We start from the raw sequence: 12906 nt of genomic DNA on the forward strand, positions 1-12906 counted from the left end.
TGATCCTCGATAACTACATCATTCACAAAAGCAAACAGACCGAGCGATGGTTGAAGAAGAACCCCAAGTTCTGCCTGGTGTTCCAGCCAGTTTACAGCCCTTGGGTTAATCACATCGAACGGCTGTGGCACAAGTTACATGAAACCATCACGCGCAATCATCAATGCAGAGGAATGGCCAGCCTGCTGGCCCGAGTGAAACACTTCATGGATACCGTGTCTCCTTTCCCGGGGAATGGCTATGGTACAGCGAAGGTGTAGCACTATTGGGATCAGTTATTTAGTCATACATCGAGATTCCAACATGATTAGTTGAGTAGAGTATTTGTGCTTGGGGTTTGTATGAAGCCTTTTTGCTCAAATATGTGAGTTGCTGCAGACATTATCTTTATGCGTCGTGAGAATCGGCTACCACTGTTCAGCCAGCAACTTTCTTCTCTCCTTTTTGGCCCATCGCTACGGTGCCAAGGGCGTCGACGATTAGGCTTCGCCCATCGCCCCCGCTCGCTAAGCTTGAAGGGAGCAGCACAATGCCAGGAGGCGAATCATGGAGATCGACAAAGCCATCGATCTGATCGAGGCACACGGAACCTTTCACGGGGATCACTACAGCTTCAACAGCGGCGAGTTTGTGCAGTGGTGCCGGGAGGACAGCCATCAGACCCTCAGCCTGGAGCAGGCCAATCACGAGTTGGCGCCCTTCTGCATCCGGGTCGGTTTCGCCGAGCCGGTCCGGTCGTGGCGTTACTACCTCACCTGAGATGTGAAGCAGAGGGCGGGACGAGCCGCGCGATGCGGTGAGTCAGTAAAAAGGAGCCGGCAAGGCTCCTTTCTTGTGATGGGCAGGATGCTGAGCGAAGGCGGGGAGTGGCCCTAGTTGTCGAAGTTCCAGGCAATGGGCAGCTCAAGATCGAAGACGAGCTGATCCCCGTCGAGGGTGAAGGCCACGCTGGTCTGGTGCTGGTCGTATTCGTCGATAAGGCGGCAGCTCTCGGAAAAGTTGGATTCGTAGCTGAGGCGGGCAGTGCCGCCGGTACGAGCCTCGTCGAGTTCCACCCCCAGCACCCGCAGGGGATCCTTCTGGCTGAGCTTGACCCGGCTGTCACCCACATCCACCAGCCGCTCCAGCAGGGGGAAGAAGTCCTGCTTGTTGGCCTCAATGGCCCGGGCGATGGCCTGCTCCAGTTCGGTGGCGCTGGCAAGGGCGGGATCCAGCGTGTAGCGGGTCTGGATGCTTTCCTGAGTCATATTGTGCTCCTTGGGGCAATGAACCTGCGTCTGCCATCAGCGCGATAGGCGGTGAACAAGGCGTGCCTAGCCATTAAATAAGGTGGTGATTCATTCTGGTGGATAAAACCATCACAAAAAACCGATGAAGGCAGCATATTGATTTTCGTCAGGCGGGAATGCGGCCATTGCGCACCAGAGCCCGGCGGATATTCTTGCACATCTTGCCGAAGCGATTGAGCTCGTCGAAGCTGGGCGGGATGCCGCGATCGATCTGATATTGCCAGTAGCAGAGATCCGTATCCACCAGCTCCATCAGCTTCTTGGGGCAGCCGATGCAGGTGTTGTCCGGCCCGCATTTGAAGGTATCCGGTTGATAGAGCGGAAATTCCGCCTTCACGGCGTCGATGATCTGCTGCATGGCGGTCATGCGGTCCGGCTTTTTGCTCACGGCTCGTTCCCCGGCGGCTTGTATGGGGGAGTCATTATATCCCTGACAAAATGTAGGCCAATGACGCTTAGGAGGTAGTCCGACTTGCGTGCACGCCACTGCGCCCCGGATCCTGCGCCTGCTTCCCCCCTGGTGGCCTCTTCTGTCTGGCGCCGTTTCGGGTCATGATGAAAGCCCCGAACGAACCACTTTTTGACTGACCCCTCTGGAGGTGCGATGAGACCCTGTGCCCTGCTGTTGCTTTTCCCCCTGGTGTGCCAGGCCGAGGCCAGCCCGAGTGAACCCGTGCAGGAAGGTACCCTGGCCAATCAGCAGCTGATCCGGGATGCCATGGTGGGGGTCGCATCCTGGGTGGCCACCAAGGGGTGTGACGCGCCGGAGCGTTTCGTGCCCGTGGTACTGCAACTTCCCGAGGGGGAGCCGGGCAGTCGCCACTGGCAGGAGCGCTGGACGGTGACGGGCTGTGGCAACGACTATCCCGTGGTGATCGATTTTCGGGAGACCGGGATGCAGAGCGCCATGTGGACCATTGCCCGATAGGGTCGGCGCCGCCATCTGCGAGCTGCAAAGATGACAACGCCCGGCAAGCCGGGCGTTGTGGGAGGAGAGGCAAGTGCCGTCCTGCAAGGGTGCATGGCCCCTTAGAAGTCGTGGTAGAGGGGCCAGCCGAGCAGGGGGTGGCGGATCCCGGCGCGCATCTCCATGTTGTCGAGCTTCTCCGGCGAGGCGTCCTCTTTTTGCAACTGCTGGTACTGACGCACAAACCCCAGGGTATGCAGCAGGTTGGGCACAAAGCCAGGGCTCAGCTCCTGACGCAGGGCGGCGGCCATGTCGGCGGGCAGCGCGTTCAGCATCAGGGTGAGCTGGGCGGCGAGGTAGCCGGTGTCGTACCAGCCCTCGTCGAGCTCAATCTCCCGCGCCAGTTTGCGCTTGAGATCCTGCTTCACCTTGAGCGGGGCGGCGCCACTGCCCTTGCCGCAGAGGATGCGGTAGAGCAGCGCTTCGGCCAGCTTGTCCTCCATGGTGGGGTGGTCGCTCTCGCAGGCGAAGAAGTGCTGGTCGATGAGCGCCATCAGGCGGCTCTTGTTGTGCTCGGTCAGCGCCTTCTCGTACTCCTGCCACCCTTGCCACTCCTCCACATCGGGCGGGCTGGAGATCTTGTCCAAGAGCCGCGCATCCACGTCACCGTAGAGGCTGTTGCCAGCCTGCTTGGGGCTGACGGTAATGAGCATCGACCAGCCTTTCTGGAACGGCTTGATGGGGCCTTCCGGCGCCTGCAGCAGCGCCAGCGCCTTGGCCGGATCCCGCGCCGAGAGCTCCTGCAGACCGAGGCTCACCACGCCGATGACGTCGTGGGCGGCCTGCTCCAGCAGGTGCATCTTGTACTTGTTGTAGTACTTGTCGGCGAATTTGAGGCTCATCAGCACCGCCTTGCCTTTGATGGCGGCGAGCTGCTGCTGACTCAAGAGTTCGTTGTCGCGGCCAAAGCGCAGCACCTGGGTCAGAAAGGGGCCCTGGTTGGCATCGCGAATGACTAACTGCATGAATGGGCTCCTTAATCCAGAAAGCTGAACATGTCGTCGACGTCACCGTACTCGTCTTCCTCGACCTTGTTCTTCTCTTTGGCCTGCATCACCAGCTCGGCGGCAAACTTGTTGATGATGCCGTCCCAGGTGGAGTGCTCGTTGCGCAGCAGCGACTTGATGGATTTTTCCACCTCGGGGGCCAGCTCGCGAATGAGCATCAAGAGGCTGCGGGGGTCGTCCAGCGCGTAGTCGTGGCTGTCTTCGGCCTGCTGGCGCTCGCTGTAGCGCAGGGACTCTTCGAGATCTTCCTCTTCGGCGTGCAGCACGTCGCGATAGCCTTCGTCCTCTTCATAGCGATCGCCGCGATAGAACTCGATAAAGGGGATGGCGAGGTAGAAGAGACCGGCCGGGTCTTCGGCCACGCACTCGAGGATCTCCCGCTGCTTGGCTTCGCTCTCCTGGGTGCGGATCAGGTAGTTGAGGAAGTCGAAGGTGTGCTGTTGCAGCTCGTCGGCGTTGTTCTTGATCGCCTCTTCCCAGTAGAGGGGCTGCTGGCAGACGATGTCGCGGATCCGCTCCGGGGTCATCAGCTCGGAGATGATGGAAGGGAAGGAGATGTCGTGCTGGCCGTTGATCTGGGTCAGGGTAACGATATCAATGTTTTCAATCACTTCTGCCAGCTGATCGTCAGACATGGTCTTGGCGATCAGCTCGAACTTCTCGCTGGCCTGCTTCGGCTCGATAACGGCCAGCTCTTTGATCTCGATGGCGGTAATTTCTATCAGACTGTTGCTCATGCCTTGCCCCAATTAGAAACGGACTTCGTCGTACATATCCTGCTCGCCGTCGTCATCACCATAGCGGCCACTGCCGCCGTGGTAGTCGGCGTCGGCATCTTCCCCGTCTTCCTCTTCTTCGTCCCGCAGCTCGTAATCGTCATCAGCGCGGTGGCTGTCGCGTGGCTGCGGGTTGTCCAGCAGGAACAGCACGGCGCAGGCTTCCATCAGCTGATCTTCGCTCTGTGCCCGCACCGCCTTGACCAGCGGCAGGACGGCGTTGCTGAAGCCGACGCTCACCTTGAACTCGTCCCAGGAGGGCTGCTCACCGCTGGCAAGCCACTTGTTCCACTGCGACTTGGCCTTGGCCGGGAACTGCACCCGGCCATAGAGGGCGAGCGGCAGGTATTCGGGCATGAACTCCAGCATGCTCATGTCGGCCAGCAGCAGGGCCTTCATCTGGTCGGTGAACTGCTCGAGCCCCTTGGGGTCATCCTGATCCCGGTAGGATTCGATGTTCTCGCTGGCATCGCTTTGCAGGGCCTTGAGCCGTGCCTGGTCCCATTTTTTTTGCATAGTCGCTCTTCTTGCCTGGTGGCTCAGGGGTAGAACTGGTCCCACATCTCCTGCATGGCAGCAGCGGGATCGGTCACGATGACGTTGTTGAAATCCTTGATAAAGGCGGCCCGCTGTTTCGGATCGGACAGCACTTCATAAGCCTGCTTTACCTGGTGCAGCCGGGCGGCTGCCTGCTCTTTCTCTTCTTCGCTCGCCCCGTGCAGCTTGTCGGGATGGTACTGGTTCGACAGCCGTCGATAGGCTTTTTTGATGTCGTTTTCACTGGCGTTGGACTTGACGCCCAACACCCGGAAGTAGTTGTTCATGACGGATCCTGCCTCACTGGCATGGTGGAATTCATCCTGTGTCGACCTGGTGGCGCAATGTCGGCAAACCAGGCTCGGCAAAAACCGGAGATTTTAACGGAAAGCCGGCGCCTCTGCCATGAAAGTGCGGTCTTTCTGTACGAAAAGAGCGGGCGGTGCGAGATGGCGGCGGGGCTACACTGGCAGAGGGGGGCGGCAGGCCCCGGCGTTGCCCGGCCCCCTCTTGTCCGAACCATCCGTATTCTGCCGTCACAAGGAGTCATCGCCATGGTCAAGTCCGCGTTTTTCGTGCTCGCGCTGGCAGGCAGTGCCGCCTCTGCCAGCGACATATTGCCCGCCTCGCCGCTGATGGGGGATGTCACCAGGGCCCAGTTCATGGAGCGCGCCGCCCAGCGCTTCGCCTTGCAGGACAAAAACGGTGACGGCGTGCTGTCGGTTGCCGAGAAAGAGGCCAACCTGGCAAAGCTGGCTGGCGTGATGCAACAGGCTGGCAAGCCGGTCCCGGAGCGGATGAGCCAGCTCAAGCCGTCGCGGGAGACCACCAGGGCCCAGTTCATGGCGCGGCAGGAGGCGCTCTTCTCTCGCCTGGACAAGAACGGTGACGGGGTGATCGGGGAGTCTGAGCGTCTCGACATCAAGGCCAATCTGGAGAAGCGGGCGATGGAGGCCGCCCAATAGGGCGGGTTGTCAGCCCTCTGATGAAAAAGAGCCCGGTAGCGATACCGGGCTCTTTGCATCTCTGGCATGAAGGGGGCTACCAGCTTGCCCAGAGCAGCCGCAACCTGAGCCCCCAGGCGCTGCTCCAGCCGGTGGTGCTGCTCACCAGAGCCCCATCCTTGATGACGAGGAAGGTTGGCGTCACCCCCACTTGCCAGCGGGCGGCCAGATCCCCGGACTCGTCGTTGTGGGTGGGGAAGGTCAGCCCCTTCTTCGCCATCCCGGCGCGCAACGGCTCATCGCTGCCGGAGCGCAGGGCCACCGTCAGCACATTTTCACCCTCCTGCCAGAGCTGCTCCACCGTGGGAGTGGTGAAGCGGCACACCCCGCACCAGCTGGCCCAGTAGTAGACCAGCAGGGGCTTGCCGCGGCTCTGCTCGGCCAGCGTGGTGGTGGTGCCGTCCTGCAGGGTGAAGGGGGCCTCCATGGCCCCCGCCGGCAGGGTGGGGCTGCGCCACAGATCCACCAGGGTGGTGATGACGAGCGCCATCAGCAGCAGCCAGAGCGCCTCCTTGCCCCAGCGGCGCCAGCGGGGGGCCTTTATACCTGCATCCTCGGCCATGGCTTAGCTCCGCTTGGCCAGCTCGGCTTTCACCAGCTGCTCCAGCTCGTCATAGGGAATGGCACCCGGCACCAGCTGGTTGCCGATAAGGGTCGCCGGGGTGCCTTGCACGCCGAGCAGGGTGCCGATGCGCAGGCTGTTGCGCAGCTCCTCGGTGGCCTTGCCTGCGGGCTTGAGGGTCAGGTTGTCGGTGGCGGCCAGCGCCTTGTTGATGTCCGTCTCGGTCAGCATCCCCTGCTTGCTCATGAGCTTGTCGTGCAGGGGGAGGAAGCGGGCAGGATCCTGTTGCCACAGGGTCAGGCTGTACTGGGCTGCCTTGGCGGAGGTCTGTCCCTTGAACGGCAGCAGCTTGATCACCAGCCCCAGATCGTCCGGATAGGCCGCGAGCAGCTTGGCGACCGCCGGGTCGAACTGCTTGCAGTAGGGGCAGTTGTAGTCGGTGAACAGCACCAGGGTCAGCTTGGGATGCTTGGCACCGAGGCGCGGGCTGGTGGGGCTGTTGAACAGCACGTCCTGGTTGCCCTTGATGAAGTCACCCATCTGGGCCTGCTGGGTCGCGGCGTTCTGTTTCTCCCAGGATTCGGCTGCCTCGTCGAGGATCCCGGGGTTGGCGATCAGGGTCTCGCGAATGAGCTCCTTGATGCGGGCCTCCTGCTCCGGGGTGAAGGGGGCGGCGTGCAGCATGGGGGTGCCCAGGGTGGCGGCTACCAGGGCGGTGCAGAGGGTCAGGGTTCGCAGTCTCATGGCATTCTCCTTAGAAATGGGTGGCATCGGCCTGAACGAGGCCGGCCTTGTGCAAGCTGTCGAGCAAGTCGGCCTTGTCCAGCAGGGGAGAGAGGATCTCCCCTTCCGGCAGGCCGGGCCCGTAGATCTGGTTGAAGGGAACGGCGGCGGCGCCGCGCTGGCGCAGGAAGGCGGAGATGGCATCGCTCGGCCGGCTCCAGTCGCCGCGAAGGGCCACCACGTCCGGGGCCGACAGGGCGCGCTGCACCTCGTCACGCAGCAGCACGTTGTATTTGTTGGCCTTGCAGGTGACGCACCAGTCGGCGGTGACATCCACGAAGACCCGCTTGTTCTGGGCCAGGGCGTCGGCGATGGCCTGCTCGGAGAGCGGCTGCCAGGCGATGCGATCGACGCTGCCACCCCCTTTCACCGTGAGGGCGCCCCCCAGCAGCAGGGCGCCGCCGATGAGTGCCGAGAGAGAGAGGGCCAGGGTGAAACCGCGCAGGCCATAGCGCCAGAGGATGCCCATCAGCAGCGCCAGCACCATGGCGGCCATCAGCCAGCCGGTGGCCGTGCTGCCCAGATGGTTGCCAAGCAGGCTCGCCAGCCAGAGGCTGGAGCCCAGCATCATCAGCCCGAGCAGGATGCGCAGTCGCCCCATCCAGCGGCCCGGTTTGGGCAGCCAGAGGGCGAGGCGCGGCAGGGCCGCCACCAGCAGCCAGGGCAGGCTCATGCCAAGGCCGAGGGCCGTGAAGATGAGCCAGAGCTGGCCGAGGGGCGCCGCCAGTGCAAAGGCCACCGCGGTGCCGAGGAAGGGGGCGGAGCAGGGGGTCGCGAGCAGGGTGGCGAAACTCCCCTGCAGGAAGTGGCCACCGAGCCCCTCGCCGCCGCGGGTGGCGAGGCGAGTGTTGAGGTTGCTGGGCAACCTTATCTCGAACAGCCCCAGCAGGTTGGCGCAAAACAGCAGGGTCACCGCCACCATGAAGCCGATGAAACCGGCGCTCTGGAACTGGATCCCCCAGCCGACCGCCCCTTGTGTGGCGCGCAGCAGGCTGCTCATAGCTGCCAGCACCCAGAAGGAGGTGATTATCCCGGCGCTGGCGGCGAGGAACTGCTTGCGCACGCCTCCTTGTTCGCTCTCTTGCTGCTGCAACACGGTGCCGAGTTTCAGGGCCAGCACCGGCAGCACGCAGGGCATCAGGTTGAGGATGAGACCGCCGAGCAGCGCCGCCCCCAGCAGCCAGAGAAGTGGCTGCTCGGGGGCCGGCAGGGCGAGGGGATCGGCGATGGTGGCGCGGGTCTGCCAGGCCTGCTCGCCGCTACCGAGCAGCAGACCGAGGGATTGGCCGCGCAAGTCAGGGGCATCCCCCTGCCAGCCATCGCTGACCGGCACCCGGGCGATCAGGGTGGTGCCGCTTACCTCGAGCGCGGGCTTGCCGAACTCGGCCCCCTCCAGCGCATCGATGAAGAGCGCAGGCGTCTGCCAGCCCTCGACCCGCTCGGCCCGCAGTTGCAGCAGGTTGTGCTGGTAGCCGAGCTCGACCCGGGTGTCGGCGGGCAGCGTCTGTGGCAGGGTGCTCATGGCCCGGGCCCAGGCGAAGTCGAAACCGGCCGGCGCCTGCCCATCCGCCGCCAGGGTGAAGGGGTAGTCGGTCAGGATGCAGACGTTGCTGCAGGTGGAGAGGCGCAAGGTGCCCTTGAGCGGCTGCCCGGCCGGGTAGCCCAGGCTCAGGGGGAAGCGTACCTGCTCCTGATAGCCCTGGGTGCTGAGCCCGGCCACCTCGAAGGGACGCGGCGTGGGCCAGTGCCACTGGAAGTCGCCGACCGGCTCATCCCACAGGATCTGGGGCGCTATGCCCCCTTCACCCGGGCTGTGCCAATAGGTCTTCCAGCCTGACTCCAGCTGGACATCGAGCAGGATGCGGGTCTGATCCGGGACGCTGCGGTCGGCTTGCAGCCTGACCTTGGCGTGACTGTTCTGGGGGCGGGTGAGCCACCCCGTATCGCTGGCCAATCCGCTGGATTGCCACAGCAGGCTGCCCAGTAGCAGGGCCGCCTTGAAGAGATTCGACATGTGTTGGGTCTCGCAAAAAATGAGTGACAGCAGGCTGAAAAAGCGCGGCTGAACTCATTCCCGCCAGACGCAGAGGGTGAGGTGCAGTCGCCGCTCCGGGGGCGAGACATTGATGGGGGGAGGCAGTGCCGGCGCGCGCCGTGACAGGGGCACCAGCAGGGCAATCACGAAGGCGATGGCGAAGAAGAGCTGCTCCACGCACAGCAGACTGGCGGCGCTCAGCCACTTGCCGTTGAGCTGGCAGCTGCTGGGCTGCACACTGGCGGGCGTGCCCTTGTCGGCCTGGTCGTCGGCTGAGGCGAACTGGGGCAGGGTCTGGCAACTCACGGCGTGATCGAGCAGGGCGAGGCGGGCCAGCGGCTGGGCCGCGCAATTGAGCACCAGCAGGCAGACCAGCAGCAGGAGTCGTGTCGCCGCGCGTTGTTGCAAAATCATGCTCGCCCCGTTCATCAAGATGGCCACATCCTAGCGGGCAATGGCGGGTGGGGCAAGCCGGGGTGGCCGGTGGCGTCCGGGGCTGGTCGGTTCTGTCTGGCGAACGCTTGTTCGCTAAAAGGGGGACCAGTATACTGCGCCGAGTCAAATTCCGAGGTGTTCGATGCTCAAACTTGCCCGTGTGCTGCTGCTGGCACTGCTGCTCGTCTTCTGGTTCCTGTTCGGCCTGTTGCTTTGTCTGGTGCGCCCGCGCCACCCGAACAACGTCTATGTCTTCGCCCGCATGTATCATGCGGTCTGCCCGCTGATCGGCCTCAAGGTCCGGGTGACGGTGGCCGACGAGGTCAAATCGGTGGGACCTGCGGTCTACGTCTGCAATCACCAGAGCAACTACGACATCTTCACCGTGACCGGCGCCGTGCAGCCCGGCGTGGTGGCGGTGGGCAAGAAGAGCCTGTTGTGGCTCCCCTTCTTCGGCCTCATCTTCTGGCTCTCCGGCAACGTGCTGATCGACCGCTCCAACCGTTCCCGCGCCATCGGCACCATCGGCCAGGTGGTGGATCGCATCAAGCATCGCGGCACCTCCATCTGGATGTTCCCGGAGGGGACACGCTCCCAGGGGCGTGGTCTGCTGCCGTTCAAGGCGGGGGCCTTCCACACTGCCGTCCAGGCCGAGGTGCCCGTGGTGCCCATCGTCTGCTCCAGCTACTTCGGTCAGGTCGATCTCAACCGCTGGGACAACGGCGAGGTGCTGCTGGAGGTGATGGCCCCGGTGTGCAGCAAGGAGCACGGCGCCGCCGGCATCCGCGAGCTCTCCGACACCTGCCGGGAGAAGATGGAAGCCAAGCTGGCGGAGCTGGATGGCAAGCTTGGCCATCGGCCGGCCGCCTGAGCCCGGTTGCAGAGAAGAGAGGGAGCCGCTGGCTCCCTTTTTTATTGGTGAAAATTACCATCTTGTTGGTTTTTTTCACCACGCTGTATCCAATGAACATCCATCGTTAACTTTCATCTTATTGTAAATAAAGGAAAAAACATTCTGGCACGGCTCTTGTAATGTCATGGGAAGAGAGTGACACCCTATCAACAAGGAGCCAGACCATGAGCGTATTCAGCCGCCTGACCGACGTGATCAATGCCAACCTGCACAGCCTGCTCGACAAGAGCGAAGAGCCGGAGAAGATGCTGCGGCTGATGATCGAGGAGATGGAGCAGGTCCAGGTCGAGATGAGAACCCAGGCCGCCCGCGTCATCGCCGAACAGAAACAGCTGGAGCGCCATCAGCAGGCGCTGCGCAACCAGATCCAGGAGTGGGCAGCCAAGGCCGAACTCGCCATCCAGAAGGGCCGCGAAGATCTGGCCCGTGCCGCCCTCACCGAGAAGCTGGCGGAGATGAAGCAGTGCGAGCGGCTGGAAGAGGACAAGGCGCGGGTGGCCGAGGTGCTGGCCCAGCTCACCGCCGACAGCGAGCGGCTGGCGGCCAAGCTGACCGAGGCGAGGGAGAAGCAGAAGATGCTGACCCTGCGCGAGCAGACCGCCCACAGCCGCATCCGCGCCCGTGCCCAGGTGGACAACCAGCGCATGCACGAGCTGGTGGCCCGCTTCGACGGCTTCCAGAACCGGGTCGATCAGCTGGAGGCCCAGCTAGAGGCGGCGACCCTGGGGCAGAATCCGTCCCTCGAGGCCCAGTTCCGCGAGCTGGAGCTGAACGACGAGATTGAGCGGGAACTGGCCCGGCTCAAGGGTCAGAAGGTGGAGGCATAACCATGACACCCTGGCCCAAGGATCTCGCCCATCGCAAGCTGACCGGGGTCTGCGCCGGTCTTGCCAGAGGGCTGGGGGTGTCCAGAGTGACGGTGCGGGTGGTGGCCCTGCTCGCCCTGATCCTGATGCCGCCGCTGGCCCTGGCGCTCTATCTGGTGGGGGTGCTCGTCATGCCTCCCCGCCGTGAACTTCAACGCTGGCTGGGGTGATCTCCGGATCGCCCCGTCGGCAAGTGCAAGCCCGTGAGGAGCACAACATGCTGGAATTTATCGTCTTGATCCTGGTGCTGATCGGCATGGCGCTGACCGGATTCACCGTGCTGGCCATGCTGCTGGTGAGCGGGGTCTTCGTGCTGTTTGGCGCCCTGGCCGGCATGTTTGCCCTCATCATCAAGCTGGCGCCCTGGTTGCTGGTGGTGCTGGTGGTGTGCTGGCTCCTCAGCAACAGGCGCAAGCAGTCGAACACCTACCGTTAAGCCTCCCTGATTTCGCATCCTTCCTTGGCCACTGTTTGCAGTGGCCCTTTTTATGGGGGCGACACAGGGTCGGTGTGTGGGTTGGCAAGCCAGGAAAGGCTCCAGCCATGCCACAGCGCCGGTTCGTCTACCAGACGCTCCTTGAACGCCTTGCTCTGCTGCTTGAGGCGGTACTCGAGGCGCAGCGCCTCGCGTTTGCCGGGGACCTCCTGCTGCCATACCAGGGAGAGGGGGCCCTTGCCGCGCAGGGCTCTGGCCCCCTTGCCGCTCTGGTGCTGACGCAGTCGCCGCTCGGGATCCGTGCTGATCCCCGCATAGAGTGCCCCGGTGCCGGTGCGCACCAGATAGACAAACCAGCGGGAGGGAGTGGGGGTGGCGAGGGTCACGAGGTGCGCCACCTGGCCCGCTGGCGCCCAAGCCGGTGCAGGGGCAGCAGGCTCACCAGCAGGCCGGCCCAGACGAAGGCAAAGCCCACGGATTTCACCGGATCCGGGATCTCGCCAAACCAGAAGAGGGCGAGCAGGAAGGCGAGGCTCGGCTCTATGTATTGCAGCAGCCCCACCGTGCTCATGGGTGTGCGCGCCACCGCATAGCAGAACAGCCCCACCGGCAGCAGGGTGGCGGGGGCGCTGCCCATCAGCAGCAGGCGATCGGTCCAGTCACCGGCCATAAACTGGCTGGTGCCCTGCAAGGTCAGCCAGCCGATGATGAGAAGGGCGACGGGCAACTGCACCAGGGACTCCAGATAGAGACTGGTACCGGCGTCCAGTCTCACCTTCTTCTTGATGAGGCCGTAGAGGGCGAAGTTGGCCCCCATCACGAGGGAGAACCAGGGCAGCTCGCCGTAGGAGAAGAGCATGTAGGCGAGCCCCGCCAGGGCGAGCGCCACCGCCAGGTGTTTTTGCGGGGTGAGCTTCTCTTTGAGGAAGAGCACCGCAAAAGCGATGTTGAACAGCGGGGTCATGAAGAAGGCGAGGCTGGTGGCCAGCACCTGGCCCGTGGTCAGGCACCAGGTGAACATGCACCAGCTGATGGACATCACGGGGCCCGCCAGCAGCACAAGGCCGAGCTGCCGGGGATCGCCGCGCAGGGCCCCCCAGGGCACCCGCTGGCCGAGGAGCAGAAGCAGGCCTCCCAGCAGCACCACGGACCAGAGCACCCGGTGGGAAAGCAGTTCCCACATGTTGATCTCGGGCATGAACTGGTAATAGAGGGGCAGCATGCCCCACAGCACGAATGAGAGGGCCGCGCTGCCGGTGCCCATCCAGTTCTTCATCTCTCTCCGTTTATTAAACT

20 protein-coding genes are annotated in these 12906 nt (G+C 63.3%); 8 read left to right on the forward strand and 12 right to left on the reverse strand.

Going from position 1 to position 12906, the window contains the following annotated elements:
* Both AB5Y50_RS20600 and AB5Y50_RS20605 read left to right on the forward strand, forming a co-directional pair.
* Window positions 1–260 (forward strand): transposase (locus AB5Y50_RS20600; protein ID WP_368162465.1); only part of this gene is annotated, 260 nt, incomplete at its 5' end.
* Between the two features lie 286 nt (window positions 261–546).
* A complete protein-coding gene (locus AB5Y50_RS20605; RefSeq protein ID WP_319882954.1) occupies window positions 547–759 on the forward strand; it encodes a hypothetical protein in 213 nt (70 codons plus the stop codon).
* A 113-nt stretch (window positions 760–872) separates the two neighbouring features.
* Here the strand turns inward: AB5Y50_RS20605 and AB5Y50_RS20610 are convergent, their stop codons facing one another.
* On the reverse strand, window positions 873–1247 hold the full coding sequence (locus AB5Y50_RS20610) for a hypothetical protein (protein WP_319882955.1): 375 nt from the start codon (window positions 1245–1247) through the stop codon (window positions 873–875).
* Between the two features lie 148 nt (window positions 1248–1395).
* Complete coding sequence (locus tag AB5Y50_RS20615) at window positions 1396–1647, reverse strand: hypothetical protein (RefSeq protein ID WP_039039818.1); 252 nt, start codon at window positions 1645–1647, stop codon at window positions 1396–1398.
* Between the two features lie 246 nt (window positions 1648–1893).
* On the opposite strand from AB5Y50_RS20615, the gene AB5Y50_RS20620 reads away from it, so the two are divergent.
* Window positions 1894–2217: a hypothetical protein gene (locus tag AB5Y50_RS20620; RefSeq protein WP_045523112.1), complete on the forward strand. Its 324-nt coding sequence runs from the start codon at window positions 1894–1896 to the stop codon at window positions 2215–2217.
* A 101-nt stretch (window positions 2218–2318) separates the two neighbouring features.
* Here the strand turns inward: AB5Y50_RS20620 and AB5Y50_RS20625 are convergent, their stop codons facing one another.
* From AB5Y50_RS20625 to AB5Y50_RS20640, 4 genes are read right to left on the reverse strand one after another with little or no spacing between them, the layout of a single operon-like run.
* Window positions 2319–3221, reverse strand: coding sequence for a hypothetical protein (locus AB5Y50_RS20625; RefSeq protein WP_319882956.1), 903 nt, complete (start codon window positions 3219–3221; stop codon window positions 2319–2321).
* Between the two features lie 11 nt (window positions 3222–3232).
* Window positions 3233–4000: a hypothetical protein gene (locus AB5Y50_RS20630; protein ID WP_010672787.1), complete on the reverse strand. Its 768-nt coding sequence runs from the start codon at window positions 3998–4000 to the stop codon at window positions 3233–3235.
* A 12-nt stretch (window positions 4001–4012) separates the two neighbouring features.
* Window positions 4013–4555, reverse strand: a complete 543-nt coding sequence (locus AB5Y50_RS20635; protein ID WP_319882957.1) for a hypothetical protein — start codon at window positions 4553–4555, stop codon at window positions 4013–4015.
* Window positions 4556–4578: 23 nt separating this feature from the next.
* Window positions 4579–4863 carry a DnaJ domain-containing protein gene (locus AB5Y50_RS20640; RefSeq protein ID WP_024943298.1) on the reverse strand — a complete coding sequence of 95 codons (285 nt, stop codon included), beginning with the start codon at window positions 4861–4863 and terminating at the stop codon, window positions 4579–4581.
* Between the two features lie 267 nt (window positions 4864–5130).
* On the opposite strand from AB5Y50_RS20640, the gene AB5Y50_RS20645 reads away from it, so the two are divergent.
* Entirely contained in the window at window positions 5131–5541 is a 411-nt protein-coding gene (locus AB5Y50_RS20645; protein ID WP_010672789.1) for an EF-hand domain-containing protein, read from the forward strand.
* Between the two features lie 76 nt (window positions 5542–5617).
* Here AB5Y50_RS20645 and AB5Y50_RS20650 read toward each other — a convergent pair whose 3' ends face one another.
* From AB5Y50_RS20650 to AB5Y50_RS20665, 4 genes are read right to left on the reverse strand one after another with little or no spacing between them, the layout of a single operon-like run.
* On the reverse strand, window positions 5618–6142 hold the full coding sequence (locus AB5Y50_RS20650) for a protein disulfide oxidoreductase (protein ID WP_042014965.1): 525 nt from the start codon (window positions 6140–6142) through the stop codon (window positions 5618–5620).
* A 3-nt stretch (window positions 6143–6145) separates the two neighbouring features.
* Complete coding sequence (locus AB5Y50_RS20655; protein WP_128314064.1) at window positions 6146–6886, reverse strand: DsbA family protein; 741 nt, start codon at window positions 6884–6886, stop codon at window positions 6146–6148.
* Window positions 6887–6896: 10 nt separating this feature from the next.
* A complete protein-coding gene (locus AB5Y50_RS20660) occupies window positions 6897–8939 on the reverse strand; it encodes a protein-disulfide reductase DsbD family protein (protein ID WP_368163232.1) in 2043 nt (680 codons plus the stop codon).
* A 54-nt stretch (window positions 8940–8993) separates the two neighbouring features.
* Window positions 8994–9374, reverse strand: a complete 381-nt coding sequence (locus tag AB5Y50_RS20665) for a hypothetical protein (protein ID WP_043152974.1) — start codon at window positions 9372–9374, stop codon at window positions 8994–8996.
* A 163-nt stretch (window positions 9375–9537) separates the two neighbouring features.
* Here AB5Y50_RS20665 and AB5Y50_RS20670 point away from each other — a divergent pair, with 163 nt between their 5' ends.
* The 4 genes from AB5Y50_RS20670 (at window position 9538) to pspG (ending at window position 11610) form a co-directional block, all read left to right on the forward strand.
* Window positions 9538–10266, forward strand: coding sequence for a 1-acylglycerol-3-phosphate O-acyltransferase (locus AB5Y50_RS20670; protein WP_039039739.1), 729 nt, complete (start codon window positions 9538–9540; stop codon window positions 10264–10266).
* Between the two features lie 206 nt (window positions 10267–10472).
* On the forward strand, window positions 10473–11135 hold the full coding sequence (pspA, locus tag AB5Y50_RS20675) for a phage shock protein PspA (RefSeq protein ID WP_010672795.1): 663 nt from the start codon (window positions 10473–10475) through the stop codon (window positions 11133–11135).
* Window positions 11136–11137: 2 nt separating this feature from the next.
* A complete protein-coding gene (locus tag AB5Y50_RS20680; protein ID WP_010672796.1) occupies window positions 11138–11344 on the forward strand; it encodes a PspC domain-containing protein in 207 nt (68 codons plus the stop codon).
* Window positions 11345–11391: 47 nt separating this feature from the next.
* Window positions 11392–11610, forward strand: coding sequence for an envelope stress response protein PspG (gene pspG / locus AB5Y50_RS20685; protein WP_010672797.1), 219 nt, complete (start codon window positions 11392–11394; stop codon window positions 11608–11610).
* A gap of 50 nt (window positions 11611–11660) precedes the next feature.
* Here pspG and AB5Y50_RS20690 read toward each other — a convergent pair whose 3' ends face one another.
* The gene (locus AB5Y50_RS20690) at window positions 11661–11996 is read right to left on the reverse strand and encodes a GIY-YIG nuclease family protein (RefSeq protein WP_319882959.1); all 336 of its coding nucleotides are present in this window, start codon (window positions 11994–11996) and stop codon (window positions 11661–11663) included.
* Window positions 11993–12886 carry an EamA family transporter RarD gene (gene rarD / locus AB5Y50_RS20695; protein ID WP_151027198.1) on the reverse strand — a complete coding sequence of 298 codons (894 nt, stop codon included), beginning with the start codon at window positions 12884–12886 and terminating at the stop codon, window positions 11993–11995. The genes AB5Y50_RS20690 and rarD overlap by 4 nt, the downstream gene beginning before the upstream one ends.
* Window positions 12887–12906 lie beyond the last annotated feature (20 nt).

The sequence above is a fragment of the Aeromonas sp. s6 genome (assembly GCF_040907815.1).
GTDB lineage: Bacteria > Pseudomonadota > Gammaproteobacteria > Enterobacterales > Aeromonadaceae > Aeromonas > Aeromonas caviae.

Coding starts and splice junctions, on each gene's coding strand:
- AB5Y50_RS20605 (WP_319882954.1), top strand. CDS start 547: ATGGAGATCGACAAAGCCATCGATCTGATCGAGGCACACGGAACCTTT.
- AB5Y50_RS20610 (WP_319882955.1), bottom strand. CDS start 1,247: ATGACTCAGGAAAGCATCCAGACCCGCTACACGCTGGATCCCGCCCTT.
- AB5Y50_RS20615 (WP_039039818.1), bottom strand. CDS start 1,647: ATGCAGCAGATCATCGACGCCGTGAAGGCGGAATTTCCGCTCTATCAA.
- AB5Y50_RS20620 (WP_045523112.1), top strand. CDS start 1,894: ATGAGACCCTGTGCCCTGCTGTTGCTTTTCCCCCTGGTGTGCCAGGCC.
- AB5Y50_RS20625 (WP_319882956.1), bottom strand. CDS start 3,221: ATGCAGTTAGTCATTCGCGATGCCAACCAGGGCCCCTTTCTGACCCAG.
- AB5Y50_RS20630 (WP_010672787.1), bottom strand. CDS start 4,000: ATGAGCAACAGTCTGATAGAAATTACCGCCATCGAGATCAAAGAGCTG.
- AB5Y50_RS20635 (WP_319882957.1), bottom strand. CDS start 4,555: ATGCAAAAAAAATGGGACCAGGCACGGCTCAAGGCCCTGCAAAGCGAT.
- AB5Y50_RS20640 (WP_024943298.1), bottom strand. CDS start 4,863: ATGAACAACTACTTCCGGGTGTTGGGCGTCAAGTCCAACGCCAGTGAA.
- AB5Y50_RS20645 (WP_010672789.1), top strand. CDS start 5,131: ATGGTCAAGTCCGCGTTTTTCGTGCTCGCGCTGGCAGGCAGTGCCGCC.
- AB5Y50_RS20650 (WP_042014965.1), bottom strand. CDS start 6,142: ATGGCCGAGGATGCAGGTATAAAGGCCCCCCGCTGGCGCCGCTGGGGC.
- AB5Y50_RS20655 (WP_128314064.1), bottom strand. CDS start 6,886: ATGAGACTGCGAACCCTGACCCTCTGCACCGCCCTGGTAGCCGCCACC.
- AB5Y50_RS20660 (WP_368163232.1), bottom strand. CDS start 8,939: ATGTCGAATCTCTTCAAGGCGGCCCTGCTACTGGGCAGCCTGCTGTGG.
- AB5Y50_RS20665 (WP_043152974.1), bottom strand. CDS start 9,374: ATGATTTTGCAACAACGCGCGGCGACACGACTCCTGCTGCTGGTCTGC.
- AB5Y50_RS20670 (WP_039039739.1), top strand. CDS start 9,538: ATGCTCAAACTTGCCCGTGTGCTGCTGCTGGCACTGCTGCTCGTCTTC.
- pspA (WP_010672795.1), top strand. CDS start 10,473: ATGAGCGTATTCAGCCGCCTGACCGACGTGATCAATGCCAACCTGCAC.
- AB5Y50_RS20680 (WP_010672796.1), top strand. CDS start 11,138: ATGACACCCTGGCCCAAGGATCTCGCCCATCGCAAGCTGACCGGGGTC.
- pspG (WP_010672797.1), top strand. CDS start 11,392: ATGCTGGAATTTATCGTCTTGATCCTGGTGCTGATCGGCATGGCGCTG.
- rarD (WP_151027198.1), bottom strand. CDS start 12,886: ATGAAGAACTGGATGGGCACCGGCAGCGCGGCCCTCTCATTCGTGCTG.